This window comes from Nonomuraea sp. LPB2021202275-12-8, from assembly GCF_037044575.1.
In the GTDB taxonomy this organism is placed as follows: domain Bacteria; phylum Actinomycetota; class Actinomycetes; order Streptosporangiales; family Streptosporangiaceae; genus Nonomuraea.
Genome location: NZ_JBAHWD010000015.1, coordinates 1 through 17,507 on the forward strand (window position 1 = coordinate 1; position 17,507 = coordinate 17,507).

The 17,507-nt window shown below is 67.9% G+C and carries 19 protein-coding genes and 2 tRNA genes; 11 read left to right on the forward strand and 10 right to left on the reverse strand.

Translation table 11 applies throughout. From position 1 onward, the window contains the following. Positions 1–301: 301 nt before the first annotated feature. The 6 genes from V5E28_RS25730 to V5E28_RS25755 all read right to left on the reverse strand — a co-directional run bounded on the left by V5E28_RS25730 (position 302) and on the right by V5E28_RS25755 (position 8,265). The gene (locus V5E28_RS25730) at positions 302–2,911 is read right to left on the reverse strand and encodes a valine--tRNA ligase (protein WP_336209852.1); all 2,610 of its coding nucleotides are present in this window, start codon (positions 2,909–2,911) and stop codon (positions 302–304) included. A gap of 39 nt (positions 2,912–2,950) precedes the next feature. Beyond that, positions 2,951–4,234: an ATP-dependent Clp protease ATP-binding subunit ClpX gene (clpX, locus tag V5E28_RS25735; protein ID WP_336209854.1), complete on the reverse strand. Its 1,284-nt coding sequence runs from the start codon at positions 4,232–4,234 to the stop codon at positions 2,951–2,953. 175 nt (positions 4,235–4,409) lie between these two features. Further along, complete coding sequence (locus V5E28_RS25740) at positions 4,410–5,033, reverse strand: ATP-dependent Clp protease proteolytic subunit (protein ID WP_336209857.1); 624 nt, start codon at positions 5,031–5,033, stop codon at positions 4,410–4,412. Positions 5,034–5,044: 11 nt separating this feature from the next. After that, positions 5,045–5,677: a ClpP family protease gene (locus V5E28_RS25745; protein ID WP_336209860.1), complete on the reverse strand. Its 633-nt coding sequence runs from the start codon at positions 5,675–5,677 to the stop codon at positions 5,045–5,047. A 187-nt stretch (positions 5,678–5,864) separates the two neighbouring features. Then, positions 5,865–7,247, reverse strand: coding sequence for a trigger factor (tig, locus tag V5E28_RS25750; RefSeq protein ID WP_336209862.1), 1,383 nt, complete (start codon positions 7,245–7,247; stop codon positions 5,865–5,867). A gap of 151 nt (positions 7,248–7,398) precedes the next feature. After that, positions 7,399–8,265, reverse strand: coding sequence for a helix-turn-helix domain-containing protein (locus tag V5E28_RS25755; RefSeq protein WP_336209864.1), 867 nt, complete (start codon positions 8,263–8,265; stop codon positions 7,399–7,401). A gap of 232 nt (positions 8,266–8,497) precedes the next feature. Here V5E28_RS25755 and V5E28_RS25760 point away from each other — a divergent pair, with 232 nt between their 5' ends. Further along, complete coding sequence (locus V5E28_RS25760) at positions 8,498–8,974, forward strand: ATP-binding protein (protein WP_336209866.1); 477 nt, start codon at positions 8,498–8,500, stop codon at positions 8,972–8,974. A gap of 11 nt (positions 8,975–8,985) precedes the next feature. Here the strand turns inward: V5E28_RS25760 and V5E28_RS25765 are convergent, their stop codons facing one another. Then, a complete protein-coding gene (locus tag V5E28_RS25765; RefSeq protein WP_336209868.1) occupies positions 8,986–9,135 on the reverse strand; it encodes a hypothetical protein in 150 nt (49 codons plus the stop codon). A 112-nt stretch (positions 9,136–9,247) separates the two neighbouring features. Here V5E28_RS25765 and V5E28_RS25770 point away from each other — a divergent pair, with 112 nt between their 5' ends. The 4 genes from V5E28_RS25770 (at position 9,248) to V5E28_RS25785 (ending at position 11,830) form a co-directional block, all read left to right on the forward strand. Beyond that, positions 9,248–9,403 (forward strand): hypothetical protein, encoded by a 156-nt coding sequence (locus tag V5E28_RS25770; protein WP_336209869.1) that lies wholly within the window; start codon positions 9,248–9,250, stop codon positions 9,401–9,403. A 154-nt stretch (positions 9,404–9,557) separates the two neighbouring features. Further along, on the forward strand, positions 9,558–9,896 hold the full coding sequence (locus V5E28_RS25775; protein ID WP_336209871.1) for a YciI family protein: 339 nt from the start codon (positions 9,558–9,560) through the stop codon (positions 9,894–9,896). After that, complete coding sequence (locus tag V5E28_RS25780; RefSeq protein WP_336209872.1) at positions 9,893–11,092, forward strand: RNA polymerase sigma factor; 1,200 nt, start codon at positions 9,893–9,895, stop codon at positions 11,090–11,092. Before V5E28_RS25775 ends, V5E28_RS25780 begins: the two co-directional genes overlap by 4 nt. Positions 11,093–11,146: 54 nt before the next feature. Next, on the forward strand, positions 11,147–11,830 hold the full coding sequence (locus V5E28_RS25785; RefSeq protein WP_336209875.1) for an ankyrin repeat domain-containing protein: 684 nt from the start codon (positions 11,147–11,149) through the stop codon (positions 11,828–11,830). Here V5E28_RS25785 and V5E28_RS25790 read toward each other — a convergent pair. Continuing rightward, positions 11,721–12,170, reverse strand: a complete 450-nt coding sequence (locus V5E28_RS25790; RefSeq protein WP_336210243.1) for a winged helix-turn-helix transcriptional regulator — start codon at positions 12,168–12,170, stop codon at positions 11,721–11,723. The genes V5E28_RS25785 and V5E28_RS25790 overlap by 110 nt on opposite strands. Before the next feature lie 85 nt (positions 12,171–12,255). Here V5E28_RS25790 and V5E28_RS25795 point away from each other — a divergent pair, with 85 nt between their 5' ends. Next, positions 12,256–12,513 (forward strand): hypothetical protein, encoded by a 258-nt coding sequence (locus V5E28_RS25795; RefSeq protein WP_336209877.1) that lies wholly within the window; start codon positions 12,256–12,258, stop codon positions 12,511–12,513. A gap of 420 nt (positions 12,514–12,933) precedes the next feature. Then, complete coding sequence (locus V5E28_RS25800) at positions 12,934–13,287, forward strand: VOC family protein (protein ID WP_336209879.1); 354 nt, start codon at positions 12,934–12,936, stop codon at positions 13,285–13,287. Positions 13,288–13,617: 330 nt separating this feature from the next. On the opposite strand, the gene V5E28_RS25805 is transcribed toward V5E28_RS25800, so the two are convergent. Then, a tRNA-Pro gene (locus V5E28_RS25805) sits at positions 13,618–13,694 on the reverse strand. 89 nt (positions 13,695–13,783) lie between these two features. Here V5E28_RS25805 and V5E28_RS25810 point away from each other — a divergent pair. The 4 genes from V5E28_RS25810 to V5E28_RS25825 all read left to right on the forward strand — a co-directional run bounded on the left by V5E28_RS25810 (position 13,784) and on the right by V5E28_RS25825 (position 17,289). Further along, a tRNA-Gly gene (locus V5E28_RS25810) sits at positions 13,784–13,857 on the forward strand. A 126-nt stretch (positions 13,858–13,983) separates the two neighbouring features. Then, entirely contained in the window at positions 13,984–14,616 is a 633-nt protein-coding gene (locus tag V5E28_RS25815; RefSeq protein ID WP_336209881.1) for a uridine kinase, read from the forward strand. A gap of 73 nt (positions 14,617–14,689) precedes the next feature. Beyond that, complete coding sequence (locus V5E28_RS25820; protein WP_336209883.1) at positions 14,690–16,000, forward strand: TrpB-like pyridoxal phosphate-dependent enzyme; 1,311 nt, start codon at positions 14,690–14,692, stop codon at positions 15,998–16,000. 8 nt (positions 16,001–16,008) lie between these two features. Continuing rightward, positions 16,009–17,289 (forward strand): dihydrolipoyl dehydrogenase family protein, encoded by a 1,281-nt coding sequence (locus tag V5E28_RS25825; protein WP_336209884.1) that lies wholly within the window; start codon positions 16,009–16,011, stop codon positions 17,287–17,289. A gap of 4 nt (positions 17,290–17,293) precedes the next feature. Here V5E28_RS25825 and V5E28_RS49615 read toward each other — a convergent pair whose 3' ends face one another. Beyond that, on the reverse strand, positions 17,294–17,371 hold the full coding sequence (locus V5E28_RS49615; protein WP_442945871.1) for a 50S ribosomal protein bL37: 78 nt from the start codon (positions 17,369–17,371) through the stop codon (positions 17,294–17,296). Between the last annotated feature and the right edge of the window lie 136 nt (positions 17,372–17,507).

Genomic DNA, 17,507 nt, shown 5'->3' on the forward strand with positions numbered 1-17,507 from the left:
GCAGCATCTGATCTCCCAGACCTGCGTCGGAGGCGGTCGTTTCGTCTTCCGAAGACTATCAGATCCGGACGATTCTTGTCAAACCGCCCGATCCGGGAGCTTCCGGACGCCCCTTCCGAGGCAACCCTCTAAACTTACCCGAACTTTCAACCCGTGTCCAATCACGCGCGAACACGGCCCGAAGATCGGGGTCCATCTGAAGGGGTGTCGGGGCCGACTGGCCCCGCGTTGAAAACTGTAGCAGCCCCGGAGACGGGGAAGGCCCATAACTCTGTAACGAATGAGCCTTCCCCGACTGCGGCTAGCTCAAACCAAGCGCGGCGAGTTGGCTCTCGAGTCGCTCGATGTCGGCGGCGGCCTGGTCAGCACGCCCCCTGACCTTGGTCACCACGTCTGCGGGCGCCTTGGCCATGAACTGTTCGTTGCCGAGCTTGGCGGCCACCTGCGCCGCCTCCTTACGCGCGGTCGCCAGGTCCTTCTCCAGCCGCTTGCGCTCGGCCGCCACATCGATGGCGCCGGCCGTGTCGATCTCCACGCCGACGGCGCCCACGATGAACCGGGCCGTGGCGGAGAACGCCTCTGACGGCTCCGTGAGGCGCAGCAGCGAGCGGATCGCCGCCTCCTGCCCAGCGAGTGCGGTGCCGGCCAGCGCCAGCCGCGCGGCGACCTTCTGCCCGGGCTTGAGTCCCTGATCGGACCTGAACCTGCGCACCTCGGTCACCAGCTCCTGCAGCGCGACGATCTCCGCCTCCGCCTCAGGATCGGTGTAGCGGCGATCGACCGCCGGCCACGCCGCCACGACGATGGATTCGCCGCCGGTGACGGCCCGCCACAGCTCCTCGGTGACGAAGGGGACGAGCGGGTGCATGAGCCGAAGCAGCGAGTCGAGCACATGCCCCAGCACCAGCCGGGTGTGCTCGATCCCCTCACCGAGCTGGATCTTGGCCAGCTCGAGGTACCAGTCGCAGACCTCGTCCCAGGCGAAGTGGTAGAGCAGGTCGGAGGCCTTGGCGAACTCGAAGTCCTCGAAAGCCGCGTCCGCCTGCGTGATCACTGTCTGCAGGCGGGACAGGATCCACCTGTCGGCGGCCGTCAGCTCCAGCCCTTCGAGTGATCCGACCGCCGCGCCGTTCATCAACGCGAAGCGGGTGGCGTTCCAGATCTTGTTGCAGAAGTTGCGGGAGCCGGCCGCCCACTCCTCGCTGACCGCCACGTCGGCGCCGGGGTTGGCGCCGCGCAGCAGTGTGAAGCGGGTGGCGTCGGCACCGAAACGTTCGACCCAGTCCAGCGGGTCGACCACGTTGCCGAACGACTTGGACATCTTCTTGCCGTACTGGTCTCGGACCATCCCGTGCAGGGCCACGACGCGGAACGGAGGCTCGCCGTCCATCGCGTACAGCCCGAACATCATCATCCGGGCCACCCAGAAGAACAGGATGTCGTAGCCCGTCACCAGCACGGAGGTCGGGTAGAAGCGCGCGAGCTCCGGCGTGGCGTCGGGCCAGCCGAGCGTCGAGAACGGCCACAGCCCGGAGGAGAACCAGGTGTCCAGCACGTCCTGGTCCTGGATGTAACCCTCGGGCGGGGTCTCGTCCGGGCCCACGCAGACGACCTCGCCGGCCGGGCCGTACCAGACCGGGATGCGGTGTCCCCACCACAGCTGCCGGGAGATGCACCAGTCGTGCATGTCGTCGACCCAGTCGAAGTAGCGCTTGGCCAGCTCCGGCGGGTGGATGCGGGTGCGGCCGTCGCGCACCGCGTCGCCGGCCTCCTTGGCCAGCGGCGCGACGTTGACGAACCACTGCAGTGACAGTCTCGGCTCCACGACGGTCTTGCAGCGCGAGCAGTGGCCGACCGAGTGGACGTACGGGCGCTTCTCGGCGACGATGCGCCCATCGGCGCGCAGGGCGGCGACCACCGCGGGCCGCGCCTCGAACCGGTCGAGCCCTTCGAAGGGCCCGTGCGCCGTGATGACGCCGCGCTCGTCCATGACGGTCAGCGACGGCAGCGAATGGCGGCGGCCGATCTCGAAGTCGTTCGGGTCGTGGGCGGGCGTCACCTTGACCGCGCCGGTGCCGAAGGACGGATCGACGTGATCGTCTGCCACCACGGGGATCATGCGCCCGGTGAGCGGCACCTCCACCAGCGTGCCGATCAGGTGCGCGTAGCGCTCGTCGGAGGGGTGGACGGCCACGGCGGTGTCGCCGAGCATGGTCTCGGCTCGCGTGGTGGCGACGACTATCTCGTCGGAGTAGCGGATCGAGACCAGCTCGCCCTCGTCCTCGCTGTGCTCCACCTCGATGTCCGACAGGGCGGTCAGGCAGCGCGGGCACCAGTTGATGATGCGCTCGGCGCGGTAGATCAGTCCCTCGTCGAAGAGCTTCTTGAACATCGTCTGGACGGCCCGCGAGAGGCCCTCGTCCATGGTGAAGCGCTCGCGCGACCAGTCGACGCCGTCGCCGAGCTTGCGCATCTGCCCGAGGATCTTGCCGCCGGACTCCTCCTTCCACTCCCAGACCCGCTCGATGAACGCCTCGCGGCCCAGGTCGTGGCGGGACTGCCCGTGCTTGGCCAGCTCTCGCTCGACGACGTTCTGGGTGGCGATGCCGGCGTGGTCCATGCCGGGCAGCCACAACGTCTCGTGGCCCAGCATGCGGGCCCGGCGGGTGAGCGCGTCCTGGACGGAGTGGTCGAGCGCGTGCCCGATGTGCAGGACACCGGTGACGTTCGGCGGGGGGAGAACGATGCTGTACGGCACGCGGGAGCTGCCCGGGTCGGCGTGGAAGTAGCCTTCGGACACCCATCGCTCGTAGCTACGGGTCTCGACGTCGGCCGGGGTGTACTGGGTAGGCAGCTCTGGCGTTGTCACAGTGACCAATTCTAGGGAAGGCGGGAAAGGGAAACGCCCCATGGAGTGCATCCACGGGGCGCTCTCGCTGTCGGGGTCGGCTCAGGCCGACTTCTCGCGCGGCGTGCGCTGCTGCTTGGCGGCGAGCTGGTCGCGCGGGACGAGCGTCGGGATCGCGTGCTCAAGCACCGACTCGCGGGTGATGACCACGCGGGCGACGTCTTGCCGGGAGGGTACTTCGTACATCACGGACTGAAGCACCTCCTCCAGGATGGCGCGCAGTCCACGGGCACCGGTGCCGCGCAGGATCGCCTGGTCGGCGATGGCCTCGAGCGCGCCGTCGGTGAACTCCAGCTCCACGCCGTCGAGCTCCAGCAGCTTGCGATACTGCTTGACCAGCGCGTTGCGGGGCTCGGTGAGGATCTGGATGAGCGCCTCGCGGTCGAGGTTGTGCACCGAGGTGATGACCGGCAGGCGGCCCACGAACTCGGGGATCATGCCGAACTTGAGCAGGTCCTCGGGCATCACGTCGCCGAAGATGTCGGCCGTGTCGACCTCTTCCTTCGAGCGGATGATGGCGTTGAAGCCGATGCCCTTCTTGCCGATGCGCGACTCGATGATCTTTTCGAGGCCCGCGAAGGCGCCACCGCAGATGAACAGCACGTTGGTGGTGTCGATCTGGATGAACTCCTGATGCGGATGTTTGCGGCCGCCCTGCGGAGGAACCGAGGCCGTGGTGCCCTCGAGTATCTTCAGCAGCGCCTGCTGCACACCCTCACCGGAGACGTCGCGAGTGATCGATGGATTTTCGCTCTTACGAGCGATCTTGTCGACCTCGTCGATGTAGATGATGCCGGTCTCGGCCTTCTTGACGTCGTAGTCGGCGGCCTGGATGAGCTTGAGAAGAATGTTCTCGACGTCCTCGCCGACGTAGCCCGCCTCTGTGAGGGCGGTGGCGTCGGCGATGGCGAAGGGCACGTTGAGCATCTTCGCCAGTGTCTGCGCCAGCAACGTCTTGCCCGAGCCCGTAGGGCCGAGCAGCAGGATGTTGCTCTTCGCCAGCTCGAGACCGTCGTCTCTGCCTCGGTCGCCCGACTGCACCCGCTTGTAGTGGTTGTAGACCGCCACCGAGAGAGCCTTCTTCGCCGAGTCCTGACCGATGACGTAGGCGTCGAGGAACTCGTAGATCTCCCTCGGCTTGGGCAGGTTGTCCCACTTGAGCTCGGAGGACTCGGAGAGCTCCTCCTCGATGATCTCGTTGCAGAGATCGATGCACTCATCGCAGATGTAGACGCCTGGACCGGCAATGAGCTTTTTGACTTGCTTCTGACTCTTCCCGCAGAAAGAGCACTTCAGCAGGTCTCCCCCGTCGCCGATGCGTGCCACCCCAGATACTCCTTTGCGTGGGACCGTCCTGCTCCCGCGATCCGTATCCTCCGGACCCGGTCCGAACCGCTCAGGTTTCGACGTTACCGTCTTCTGGGCCCTCAGTGAGCCCCCTAGCGGCGAGTCGCACCGGAACGTGCCCTATTGGGCAGCGCTCCGGTGCCTCACGTCTCGTCTAGGAAGCCACGGCCTGAGCTCGCTTCTTCCTGGACGGGATAATGTCATCGATCAGACCATACGCCTTTGCCTCGTCCGCGTTGAGAATTTTGTCGCGTTCGATGTCCTTGCGGACTTCGGCGGAGGCCTTCCCGGAGTGCTTCGCCACGATGTCCTCAAGGAGGCTCCGCATGCGAAGGATCTCTCGGGCCTGGATCTCGATGTCGCTTCCCTGGCCGCCGCCCTCGGTGGACGGCTGGTGGATCAGCACCCTGGCGTTGGGAAGCGCGAAGCGCTTGCCCGGGGTGCCGCCGGCCAGCAGCACGGCCGCGGCGGAGGCCGCCTGGCCGAGGCAGACGGTCTGGATTTCCGGCCTGACGAACTGCATCGTGTCGTAAATCGCCGTCATGGCGGTGAACGACCCGCCGGGCGAGTTGATGTAGATGCTGATGTCACGGTCGGGGTCGAGCGATTCGAGCGTCAGCAACTGGGCCATGACGTCGTTGGCCGAGGCGTCGTCGATCTGCACTCCGAGGAAGATGATGCGGTCCTCGAAGAGCTTGTTGTACGGGTTCATCTCCTTCACGCCGTAGGACGTGCGCTCGACGAAGGAGGGGAGAACGTAGCGGCTTTGGATGTTCACTTTAGCTCCCCCTAGGAGACGGGGCCCTGCGAGGGCACCTGCCGCGCGCTTCGCACGACGTGGTCGATGAAGCCGTAGTCCTTGGCCTCGTCGGCCGTGAACCAGCGGTCGCGGTCGGAATCCGCCTCGATCTGCTCCAGCGGCTGACCGGTGTGGACTGCGATCCGCTCGGCCAGCGTCTTCTTCACGTAGAGCATCTGCTCGGCCTGGATGGCGATGTCCGCCGCGGTGCCCCCGATGCCGCCAGAAGGCTGGTGCATCATGACGCGGGCATGCGGAAGGCCATAGCGCTTGCCCCGCGCGCCTGCCGAGAGCAGGAACTGCCCCATGGAGGCCGCCATACCCATGACGACCGTGGAGACGTCGTTGGGCACATACTCCATCATGTCGTAAATCGCCATGCCGGCACTCACGGAGCCGCCCGGCGAGTTGATGTAGAGCGTGATGTCGCGCTCCGGGTCGTCAGCTGCCAGCAGCAGCAGCTCGGCGCAGATCCGGTTGGCGATCTCGTCATTGACCTCCTGTCCGAGCACGATGATGCGCTCGCGCAGCAGGCGCTGGTAAAGCTGGTCCTCAAGCCGGAAGGACGTGCCGTTCTCACGGCCTCGCGACTCAGGCTGAAAGGAGGTCGGCGGGCTGGTCACAGCGTCACCTTCCGATGCGTCGTAATCGATTGGCTTTGCTTGTGACCCTAACGCGCGCCGCCCACAGGTCATGCCCGGTCCACGTACTGTTCGCTGACGGCGCAGGTTCGGGTCAACGGAGGTTACCTCCAGGTATGCACGAAGCCCCCAGGCCAGGGCGGCTGGGGGCTGGTGTGCCTGGGTGAGGTTACGCCTCGTTCTTCTCCTCGGCGGGCTCCTCAGCATCCTCCTCGACGACCTCTTCACCGTTGATCTCGGTGTAGATGGCCTTGAGGTCGACCTCGTTGCCCTCGCCGTCGACGACCTTGGCAGCGTCGCCGATCACGGACTTGGCCTTGTCACGGACGATCTCGACCATGGCCAGCGTGAGCTGGTCGTTGTCGGCCAGGTGCTGCGCGAGCTGGTTGGGCTGGACGCCCATCTCCATGGCGCGGCGGACGACGAAGTTGGTCAGCTCCTGCTCCGAGACGCCCAGCTCCTCGGCCTTGACGATCTTGTCGAGCACGAAGCCGACCTTGATCGCCTTGGCGGCGCTGGTCTCGAACTCGGCCAGGCGCTCCTCCTCCGTCGTCTGGTAGAGACGGAAGTACGCCTCGCGGCTCAGACCGCTCTCGGCGATCTGGTGCTCGAGGTTGTGCGTACGGGCGTCGATCTCGGCCTTGAGCGCGCTGTCGGGGATCGGGATCTCGATCTTGTCCAGCAGCGTGTCGAGCGCCTTCTCGCGGGTCTGGACGACCTGCTCGATGAGCTTGTTGCGGCGGGCCTGCTCGCGGATGCTGTCCTTGAGCTCCTCCAGCGTGTCGAACTCGCTGGCGAGCTGGGCGAACTCGTCGTCGAGCTCGGGCAGGACCTTCTCCTTGACCGACTTGACAGTGATGATCACGTCGGCCTCCTCGCCGGCGTTCTCGCCGCCGACGAGCTCGGTCTTGAAGCTCTTCTCCTCGCCCGCCGACATGCCCTCGAGGGCGTCGTCGAGGCCCTGCAGCACGGAGCCGGCGCCGACCTCGTAGGAGACCTCGTTGGCCTGCTGCTCCTCGATGTTCTTGCCGTCGATCTCGGCACGCAGGTCCATCACGACGAAGTCGGAGGCCGTGGCCGCGCGCTCGACACCGGTCAGCGTGGCGAAGCGCTGGCGCAGCGCGTCGAGCTGGGTGTCGATGTCGGCGTCGGAGACCTCGGCGGACTCGACGGTGATCTCGAGGCCCTGGTAGTCGGGCACGTCGAAGTTGGGCCGGATGTCGACCTCGGCGGTGAACTCGATCTGCTCACCGTCGTCGATCTTCGTGACCTCGATGTCAGGCTGGCTGACCGGGAACACGTCGACCTCGTCGACGGCCTGCCCGTAGAGCTTGGGCACCGCGTCGTTGAGGGTCTCCTCCAGCACCACCGCCCGGCCGAAGCGCTGCTCGATGATGCGGGCCGGGACCTTGCCAGGACGGAACCCGGGGACGCGCACCTGCTGCGCGACCTTCTTGTATGCCGCATCCATGCTCGGGCGCAGCTCGTCGAACGGCACCTCGACAGTGAGCTTGACCCGGGTCGGGCTGAGCTCCTCGACAGCGGTCTTCACGGGGTGGTCTCCTTGATCAAGCTTCGAGTGATAGCGGGCACGTCCATTCGGTTACGGCTCGCGCGCCGCGCCCACGTGATCTGCGCTGGGCATGCTCCGCCACGGCGGGATCCAAGCGCCATTTGTCAGTCTAGGGCAGACCCGGCAGCTCTCAGAACTCTTCCGCGACGGCGCGCAGCAGCTCGACGGTCTCGTCCGGGGTGGTGCTAACGGCGCAGAGCCGCTCCATCACCTCGGTGTAGCGATCCACATCCTCGCGCTTGTCCAGGTAGAGGGCGCTGGCGAGCTGCTCTACGTAGATCACGTCGGGCAGGTCGTTGTCGGGGAAGCGCAGGATGCTGAACGCGCCGCCCTCCGCGCTGTGGCCGCCGAAGCTGAACGGCATGACCTGGATCGTGATGTTCGACTGGCGCATGAGGTCGATCAGGTGCTCGAGCTGGGCACGCATGACCTCGGCGCCGCCGATGGGACGGCGCAGCGCCGCCTCGTCGATGACCGCCCAGAAGACCGGGCCGTCGGGCTTGTCGAACACGCGCTGGCGCTCAAGACGCAGGTCCACGCGCCGGGATATCTCTTCTGCGCCGAGTCCGGCGGCTCCCGCCGTGACGACCGCGCGCGCGTACTCCTTGGTCTGCAGCAAGCCCGGCACGAACTGGACCTCGTACGTCCTGATCCGGACAGCCGCCTCCTCCAGGCCTACGTACGCCTGGAACCAGGTGGGGAGGATGTCGTTGAACCGGTGCCACCAGCCGGGCTCGTTCGCCGTGACGACCAGGTCGAGCACGGCGGCGCGGGCCTGGTTGTCGACGACTCCGTAAAGAGTCAGCAGGTCGGCTACGTCGCGCTCCTTGAAGCCGACGCGGCCGAGCTCCATGCGGCTGATCTTGGACTCGGAGCCCCTGATGAGGTGGCCGGCCTCCTCGCGGGTGACGCCCCGGCTTTCCCTCAGCCTGCGCAGCTGGGAGCCCAGGAGGATCCGCAACGCCGTCGGCCCGGAACCCGGCTGGTTCTGCGTCACGTTGCCTCCTATCAAGGTCCGCACACACAGTGACACCACATCGCCGGGTATGACAAGGTCTCAACCTGGTGTCCGATTCGGATACGTAATCGGTTACCGCCCATGCGGCTGCACAATGCACATGCACGTGCATTTGGGTCTTGCAGCGACACGTGATGGTGTCCCATGATGGGCTAGTGCATTCTGGGCCAAACATGCACTAAACCGATGGCAACTGGGAGGTACAGGCGGGATGGTGGAGGACCCTCTGGCCACTGCCGACTGCCTGCAGATCACCCGTGAGGTGGGTTTCGACCACCTCCTCACCTCGGGCAAGCCGTACACCACCGCGTGTCCCCTGCCTTTCCAGGCCGACTCGGTCAAGACCGCAAGGGACGTGACGCGCTCCACCCTGAGGGGCTGGGGCCTGCCGGAGCTGGGCGACGACGCCGCGCTCGTGGTGTCGGAGCTGGTGACCAACGCCGTCAGGTATTCGATGTACGCCCGCGGCCGGCGCGAGATCACCCTGCTGCTGATGCGGGTGGTGCCCCACGTGCTGCTGGCGGTCGCCGACCCGAGCGACGACGTGCCGCGTCCCAAGGAGCCGGACTTCGTCTCCGAGAATGGGCGCGGCCTTTATATCGTCGAAACCTACAGTCAATGCTGGGGCTGGGACCCGCTCGCGCGCGGTGGCAAGGCCGTGTGGGCGCTCTTCCGCACCGAGCCGTAATCCCAGGAGAGTCAGCTGCCGCGGCGTTCCAGGACGAACCACGCGAGCAGGCAGAGCAGCGTGAACACGCAGAAGATCGCGACCAGGATCGGCGAGGACACCAGGAAGGCCGCGAACAGGGACACCGCCGCCGCGCCGGCGGCCATCGTGGAGGCACGCATCACAGAGTGCATTCTGCCGGATCCCGCCCATCCCTGACGCCCCGAGCCTGACGGCCCCCGATGGCCTCGTCGATCGCTATGATCGCATCCGTCGATCTTGAGGCGGTCCAGTGTGTACGTGATCAACCGCCACGACCTGCGGGCCGCCGGCATCGCTCGCAGCACTGGCTGGCTTCCCACCGACTGTTCGCACGGCCTTCGTTTCCTGCGTGCGCTCGGCGAGATCCACACACCCTCTGCCGGTCACGACCTCCTCCTCATCCGCTGACCACCTCGGGAGCAAGGTTTCTCCGCCGCACTGTCGTGTGGCGGACTTCGCCGATCGTCTTCCTGGTGAGCGCGGTGACCGGGCTACGCTCCCGCTTCCGGCAGGCTGAGACCGTGTGGTCCGCTGGCAGCGGACCACACAGAGGAGGACAGGCGTGAAGTACGTGCTGATGTTCGTCGAGACCGAGCGGTTCGCCAAGGAGCTGGAGGCGATGGGCCAGCTGGAGCGCGAGGCCGCCTACGAGGCGGTGGGCCGCTGGTTCGCCGAGCACGCCGACAAGATCACCCACCACACGCATCTGGCTCCGGTGCACACCGCGACCACGGTGCGGCTGGACCGCGACGACCCGGTGGTCACCGACGGACCGTTCGTCGAGGGCAAGGAGGTGGTCAGCGGTTTCGCCGAGGTCGAGGTGGCCGACCTGGACGAGGCGCTGAGGCTGGCCCGCTCGTGGCCGGCGTGCCCGGTCGTGGAGATACGCCCCGCATCATGACCGGGCCCGTAGGTGAGACGCTGGCCCGGGTGGTGCGCGAGCACGCGGGCCGGCTGGCCGCCTCTCTGGTGTCGTTACTGGGCGACTTCTCCACCGCCGAGGATCTGGTCCAGGACGCGGTCGAGACGGCGCTGCGCCGCTGGCCGGTCGAAGGCGTACCGGATCGGCCGGACGCCTGGTTGTTCACGGTGGCCCGGCGGCGTGGGCTGGACGTGCTGCGGCGCGAGTCGAACTACCGGGCCAAGCTCGCCCTGCTCACCTGGCCGGAGCCCGCCGCGGGGGACGACCGGCTACGTCTGGTCTTCACCTGCTGCCACCCGGCACTGTCGCGTGCGGCGCAGATCGCGCTCACGCTGCGGGTGGTGTGCGGGCTGAGCACCGCGCAGATCGCCTCGGCGTTCGTGGTGCCGGAGGTCACAGTGGCGCAGCGGATCACACGCGCCAAACGGAAGATCGGCGAGGCGGGCATCCCCTACCGGATACCGGCCGCGGATGACCTGCCGGCCCGCCTGGACGAGGTGCTGGCAGTCATCTATCTGCTGTTCAACGAGGGCTACCTGTCGAGTACGGCCGAGCGGGCACAGGCGCGTGACCTGGTGGAGGACGCCGAATGGCTGGCCGCGCTGCTGGCCGAGCTGATGCCGAGGGAGCCGGAGGCGGCCGGCCTGCTGGCGTTGATCCGGCTGCATCGGGCGCGCGGCGCGGCCCGCTTCGACGCGGGCGACCGGCTGGTCCTCCTGGCAGACCAGGATCGCGGCCTGTGGGACCGGCAGGCCATCGAGGAGGCCACCGCGCTGCTGGTCCGGACGGCGAAGACCCATCACCGACCGGGGCCGTACCAGCTACAGGCGGCGATCGTGGCCTGCCATGCCGAGGCAGGCAGCTTCGAGCACACCGACTGGGCGCAGATCCTGGTGCTGTACGACATGCTGCTGCATCTGGCGCCTTCGCCGGTCACCCGGCTGCACCGGGCCATCGCCCTCCGGTACGCCAAGGGAGCCGAGGCGGCGCTGGCCGAGCTGAAAGACCTGGACCAGGCACTGGATCGCTACCCGCTGTTCCACGCCACCCTGGCTGAACTGCTGCGCGATCTGGGACGCCCTCAGGAGGCCCGGCAGGCCGACGAGCGGGCGCTGGCCCAGACCGCCAACCCGGCGCAGCAGGCGCTGCTGCACGAGCGGCTCCGCTGGAACTGACGGGACAGTGTCGGCCTCGGCCGCACTGACCGGAATCTGTCAGTCCGACGCGCCATGATCGGCGCCCAGACATGCAGGAGATCCTCAAGGAGTGCCGTGACTGTCGCCGACGGAGCCGGGTGGTCCGACCTTGGCTGGAAGGCCTGGACGAACCTGACTCTGATCCGCGCCCGCCTCGATGCGGGCGCCGACCCCGATGCAGGCACGCGCCACAACGGACCGCCGCTGCACGAAGCGGCCGGGCACGGCTCGCCGGATGTGGTCGAGGAACTGGTCCGACGCGTCGACGACGTGGATGCGGAGCATGACGGTCGCACCGCGCTCTGGCTCGCCGTCTTCGCCAACCGTCCCGACAATGCCCGCGCCCTGGCCGCTGCTGGAGCGGACCCGTGGCGCCCGATGACGGCCGGCTGGTCTCCCGGCCGACTCAGCCTGGCCACTCCCACTCCTGACCTCTTCCCAGCTCATCCTGGAGAGCCCGGCCTGTCCACCGCCGAGACCGCCGCAGTGACCCTGGCAACAGCGACACCGCGTGACGCCTGTGTTGTCTGGGAAAGCCGCAGTGCGTCGCGGGTTGTCAAGCCTCGACTCTGCTGGCCGCCATGCGCCAAGAAGATCGGAAAGCCCTTCACTCATCCCGTGGTGTGCGTCCGGGGGGCATGCCAGGCCCGATCGTGGCCTGGATCTCGGCGGGGTCGTCCACGCGACCGCAGTGGGCGCAGACCGTCTGCTGGGTGACTCCGGCGCCGCACACCGAGTGGGTGTAGAGGATCGGCGGCTCCCCGTCGGTCGCCCACATGTCGCCCCATTCGGAGAGCGCGACCAGCGCGGGCGCGAGCGCTCGCCCCTTGTCGGTAGGCAGGTACTCATACAGTTCGGGTTGCTCGGAGTATCTGTGGCGCCGCATGATCCCGGCCTCGACGAAGCCGTCGAGCCGGGCCTTGAGGATGTTGGTCGCGATGCCCAGGTTGCGCTGGAAGTCGCTGTAGCGGGTCGCTCCCCCGAACAGGGCGTCGCGAACGATCAACAGGCTCCAGCGCTCGCCGATCACCTCCAGCGAGCGTGCGATCGAACACACTTGTGATTCGTAGGTCTTCCCCAGCATGCACCCGATCTTATCTAAGGTGCTTGCATCATGAAAGCGCCTGAACTACGGTGCTTGCATGATGCAAGCAGGCCAGGACTTCACCGCCACCTTCTCGGTGGACCGGACTCCCCATGAAGCATTCGAGGCCATCGCCAACGTCCGCGGTTGGTGGTCGCAAGAGGTCGAGGGCCTCACCGACCAGGTCGGGGGCGAGTTCGATTACCACTACAAGGACGTCCACCGCTGCACGATCCGCGTCACGGAACTCGTGCCCGGCCGGAAGGTCGCATGGCTCGTCCTGGCGGCTACCTCGGCGGCAGCCTGCGGAACCTGATCAACACAGGGGAAGGCCGGCCCAACCCGAAAGAGAACGGGAACGCCCCGGCCCACCAGCAATCGCGGCAGCCGAGCGTGCCAAGTCCCACACGTGAATCATCGGTCCGCGAGCCGGCGCCGCCCGTGGACTGTCACGCTCCGGCCTGGCGCGGGATGAGGATTCGATCAGCGTCCCGCCGCATCTCCCTCACCTCTTGGGGCCACACCGGCGGGTTCCTGCTCGACGGCGAGCGAGCAGCCCCTCTCCCGCTTTCACGATCATGACGTGGCAGGTGGCGCCCGACGTGGGGATCGGCGCGTCCTGGCCCCCTTGCCTCAGCGAGGTGGCCAGGCCCGATTGGCCACGGCCCTGCGTGGCGACGCCGAACGCTGCAGCCATTCGCGTACAACGACGCGTACAACGACAAGGAGATTTGAAATGATCACGCCGATGCCCGGCAGCATCCTTCTTGGCACCACCCAGCCCGCGGAACTGCGGGCCTGGTACCGCAGCGCGCTCGCACCGGGACATGAGGGCGAAGGGCCGATCGACCTCGGCGGCTTCCTGCTGGTCATCGAGCAGCGCGACGACATCGACGCGAAGAACAACGAGCCCGGCCGAATGATCCTCAACTTTCACGTCGACGACTTCGACGCCGTCGAGGCGCAGCTGCGGGCGGCGGGCGTGGACTGGCTCGTTCCCGTCGCGGATCGCCCCTCCGGCCGCTTCGGGACGTTCGCAGACCCTGATGGGAACTACCTCCAGATCATCCAGTTCAAGCAGGACGCATAAGTCCAGGCGAGATGGCCGCGACGGTCAGGACCGCGACCGCTGAGCGGGCAACCGTACCTGCGCCGGCACTTGGCCGCCGCCGCTGGCCTGACCCGCAGGACCTGCAACGAGACCGTACGGATCTCCTTCGCCGAGTACGCCACCAAGGCCGGGGCGGTTCGGCGTTCCGTACGGGCAGGCGGGGACACCAAGACACGCAAGTCCCGGCTCACCGTCTACAGGAGGCGGATCCGGCCCGTCCCGCAGGCCGGTGCGGTGGCGATGGACCGCATCTTTGCGGAGCGTTGGTCACGCAGAAGGCCCCTTCCCATTCGGAAGGGGCCTTTGGGCTGGTCGGGGCGACAGGATTTGAACCTGCGACTTCTTGCTCCCAAAGCAAGCGCGCTGCCAAGCTGCGCCACGCCCCGTTGCGCCGGGTACGCACACGCTCCGGGACTCCGGTACGCTTACGCCCTGACGACCGGATGAAGTCTAGACCAGAGTTCGACCGGTTCGCGCGGACGTAGCTCAATGGTAGAGCCCTAGTCTTCCAAACTAGCTACGCGGGTTCGATTCCCGTCGTCCGCTCCACCTGCTGAAGGCCAGGTCACCTCGCATGAGGGACCTGGCCTTCGAGTTTCACCTGGGCCTGTGTGCCCGATCGCTTCCCGACCGGCTGCACGGGTTCGGTTCCCGTCGTCTCGTAGGCTCGTGGGGATGCGCACGCGACCGATCTCCATGGAATCGCTGGTTGACGAGCTGGCCGAGTCGATCTCGGGGCGGCCGCGTGACGGGTGGGTGCGGGTGGCCGTGGATGGGGCGCCGGTCGCGGGCGGCGAGGAGCTGGCCGACCGGCTGGTCGCGCCCCTGCGGGTGCGGGGGCGGACGGTGCTGCGGGTGTCCGCGGCGGACTTCCTTCGGCCCGCGTCGCTGCGCCTGGAGTTCGGGCGGGCGGATCCGGACGTGTTCTACGACGAGTGGCTCGACACGGCGGCGCTGGTGCGGGAGGTGCTGGAGCCGCTGGAGCCCGGTCGGTCGGGGAAGGTGCTGCCCGCCCTGTGGGACAGCCGGGTGGATCGGGCGTTCCGGGTGCCGTACGAGACGTTGCCGCCGGGCGGGGTGTTGCTGCTCGACGGGACGCTGCTGCTCGGCAGGGGGCTGCCGGTCGAGATGAGCGTGCATGTGTGGCTGTCCGGGGCGGCGCTGGCTCGGCGGACGGCGGAGGATGAGCGGTGGCGGTTGCCCGCGTATGAGCGGTACGAGAGGGAGGTGCGGCCGCAGGAGGTCGCAGATGTGGTGGTGCGGGCCGATCACCCGCGCCGGCTCGCGGTCAGCTGGGACTCGTCGTGAAGACCGTCAGGAGTGAGCGCGACACCTGACGGCGGACCTGGAACGCGGCGGCAGACCGGCGCAGACTGAGGTGATGGTTCCCAGTCACTGGTACAACATCGTTCCCGACCTGCCCGCTCCGCCGCCGCCACCGCTGCATCCCGGCACCAGGCAGCCGGTGGGGCCGGACGATCTCGCTCCGCTGTTCCCCATGGAGCTCATCCGGCAGGAGGTGAGCCAGGAGCGCTTCGTCGCCGTTCCGCAGGAGGTGCTCGACGTCTACCGGCTCTGGCGACCCACCCCGCTGATGCGGGCGCGCAGGCTGGAGAAGGCGCTCGGCACACCGGCCCGCATCTACTACAAGTACGAGGGCGGCTCACCGGCCGGCTCGCACAAGCCGAACACCGCCGTGCCGCAGGCGTACTACAACGCCCGCGAGGGCGTGCGCAAGCTGACCACGGAGACCGGAGCGGGACAGTGGGGCAGCGCGCTGGCCTTCGCCTGCTCCCAGTTCGACCTCGAGTGCGAGGTCTGGATGGTACGGACCTCCTATGAGCACAAGCCCTACCGGCGCTCGCTCATGCAGGTGTACGGCGCGACCGTGCACGCGAGCCCGTCGCCCGTGACGATGTCGGGCAGCAAGGTGCTGGCCGAGGAGCCCGACTCGCCCGGCAGCCTCGGGATCGCGATCAGCGAGGCGGTCGAGGTGGCCGCCGCCGCGCAGGACACCCGCTACGCGCTCGGCTCGGTGCTGAACCACGTCCTCATGCACCAGACGGTGATCGGCGAGGAGGCGCTGGGACAGCTCGACGAGATGCCGGACCTGATCATCGGCTGCACCGGCGGCGGGTCGAACTTCGCCGGGCTGGTCTTCCCGTTCCTGCGCGAGAAGCTGGCCGGGAAGATCAACCCCACGCTGCGCGCCGTCGAGCCGGCCGCCTGCCCGTCTTTCACGCGTGGCCGTTACGCCTACGACTTCGGCGACACGGCGGGGCTCACGCCGCTGCTGAAGATGCACACGCTCGGCCACGGCTTCGTGCCGGACCCCATCCACGCGGGCGGGCTGCGCTATCACGGCATGTCACCGTTGCTGTCGCACCTGTACGAGCTGGGCATGTTCGAGGCGGTCACCAGGTCGCAGTCGGAGTGTTTCGAGGCGGGTGTGCGGTTCGCCAGGACCGAGGGCATCCTGCCCGCGCCGGAGCCGACGCACGCGCTGGCCGAGACCATCGCCGAGGCGCTGCGCTGCAAGCAGAGCGGCGAGGAGAAGGTGATCCTCACGGCGCTGTGCGGGCACGGCCACTTCGACCTGGCAGCCTACGACCGCTACCTGTCGGGGCGGATGGAGGACTTCGCGCTGCCGCAGGAGCGGATCGACGAGGCTCTCAGCGAACTGCCGGGTTAGGTTGAGGTATGGATGTCGATGTGATCGTGCTGGGGCTGGGACCGGGCGGCGAGGACGTCGCGGGGCGGCTCGCGGAGGCCGGGCTGGAGGTCGCCGGGGTCGAGGCGAACCTGGTCGGTGGTGAGTGCCCCTACTGGGGCTGCATCCCCTCGAAGATCATGATCCATGCCGCGGCCGCGGCCGAGCCCGACTGGCAGGCGCTGGTGGGGCGGATCCGCGAGGCGACCGACAGCTGGGACGACAAGACGGCGGCCGACCGGTTCACCGGAAAGGGCGGCCACCTCGTCCGGGGGCACGGCCGGATCACCGGCCCGCGCGAGGTGACGGTCGGCGACCAGGTGCTTCGGGCACGCCGGGGGATCGTGATCGCCTCCGGCTCGGAGCCCGCGGTACCGCCGATCGACGGACTGGCCCGGACGCCGTACTGGACCAACCATCAGACGATCGAGGCCGACATCCTGCCCGCCTCTCTCATCGTGCTGGGCGGCGGGGCCATCGGGGTGGAGCTGGCGCAGGTGTTCTCCCGGTTCGGCACCGAGGTGACGGTGGTCGAGGCGGCCGAGCGCCTGGTCGCGCTGGAGGAGCCGGAGGCCGGCGAGCTGCTCGCCAAGGTGTTCGCGAACGAGGGCATCACGGTCATGACAGGCGCCAAGGTGTCGACGGTGTCGCATGCCGGCGGGCTGTTCGAGCTCGGCGGGGTGCGGGCGGAGAAACTGCTGGTCGCGACCGGGCGCCGGGTCGACCTCAGGGCGCTCGGAGTGGGCGCGCTCGGGCTGGACGAGAGCGCCCGCGCCGTGCCCGCGGACGAGCGGATGCGCGTGACGGACGGGGTGTGGGCGCTGGGCGACGCGGTCGGCAAGGGGGCGTTCACGCACATGGCGACGTATCACGCGAACATCATCGTCAAGGAGATCCTGGGCGAGCCGGTGCATCCCGCGGAGTATCACGCGGTGCCGAGGGCGACGTTCACCGATCCGGAGATCGGCTCCGTCGGGTTGACGGAGGCGCAGGCCCGCGAGCGAGGCCTGGACGTACGCACGGCCGTGGGTGATCTGGGCACCAGAGGCTGGATCGCGCAGGCCGAGGGCTTCGTCAAGCTGGTGGCGGCCGACGGTGTCCTGGTCGGGGCGACGTTCGCGGGGCCGTCAGGCGGTGAGGTGCTCGGCATGCTGACGCTGGCCGTGCACGCCCGGATCCCGCTGAGCAGGCTCGACGAGATGATCTACGCGTATCCGGCCTTCCACCGGGCGGTCTCGCCCGTGGTGAGGGAGCTCACCGCGGGCGGCTGAACCGTCAGTTGGCGTTGGGGCGCCTGCCGTGGTTGGCCTTCTTCTTCTTGCGCGCCTTGCCTTTGCGGGCTCGCTTGGCCATGGCTCCTCCTCCGATGATCGGGGTACGGCGTGTGTCCCCAACTTCCCTTCCCGGCCGGCTGTGCACAAGCCATTCCGATGACCTAACATTCCCCAACAAATTCGTGTCATAATTTGGTGGAATCTGTTGGAAGGAG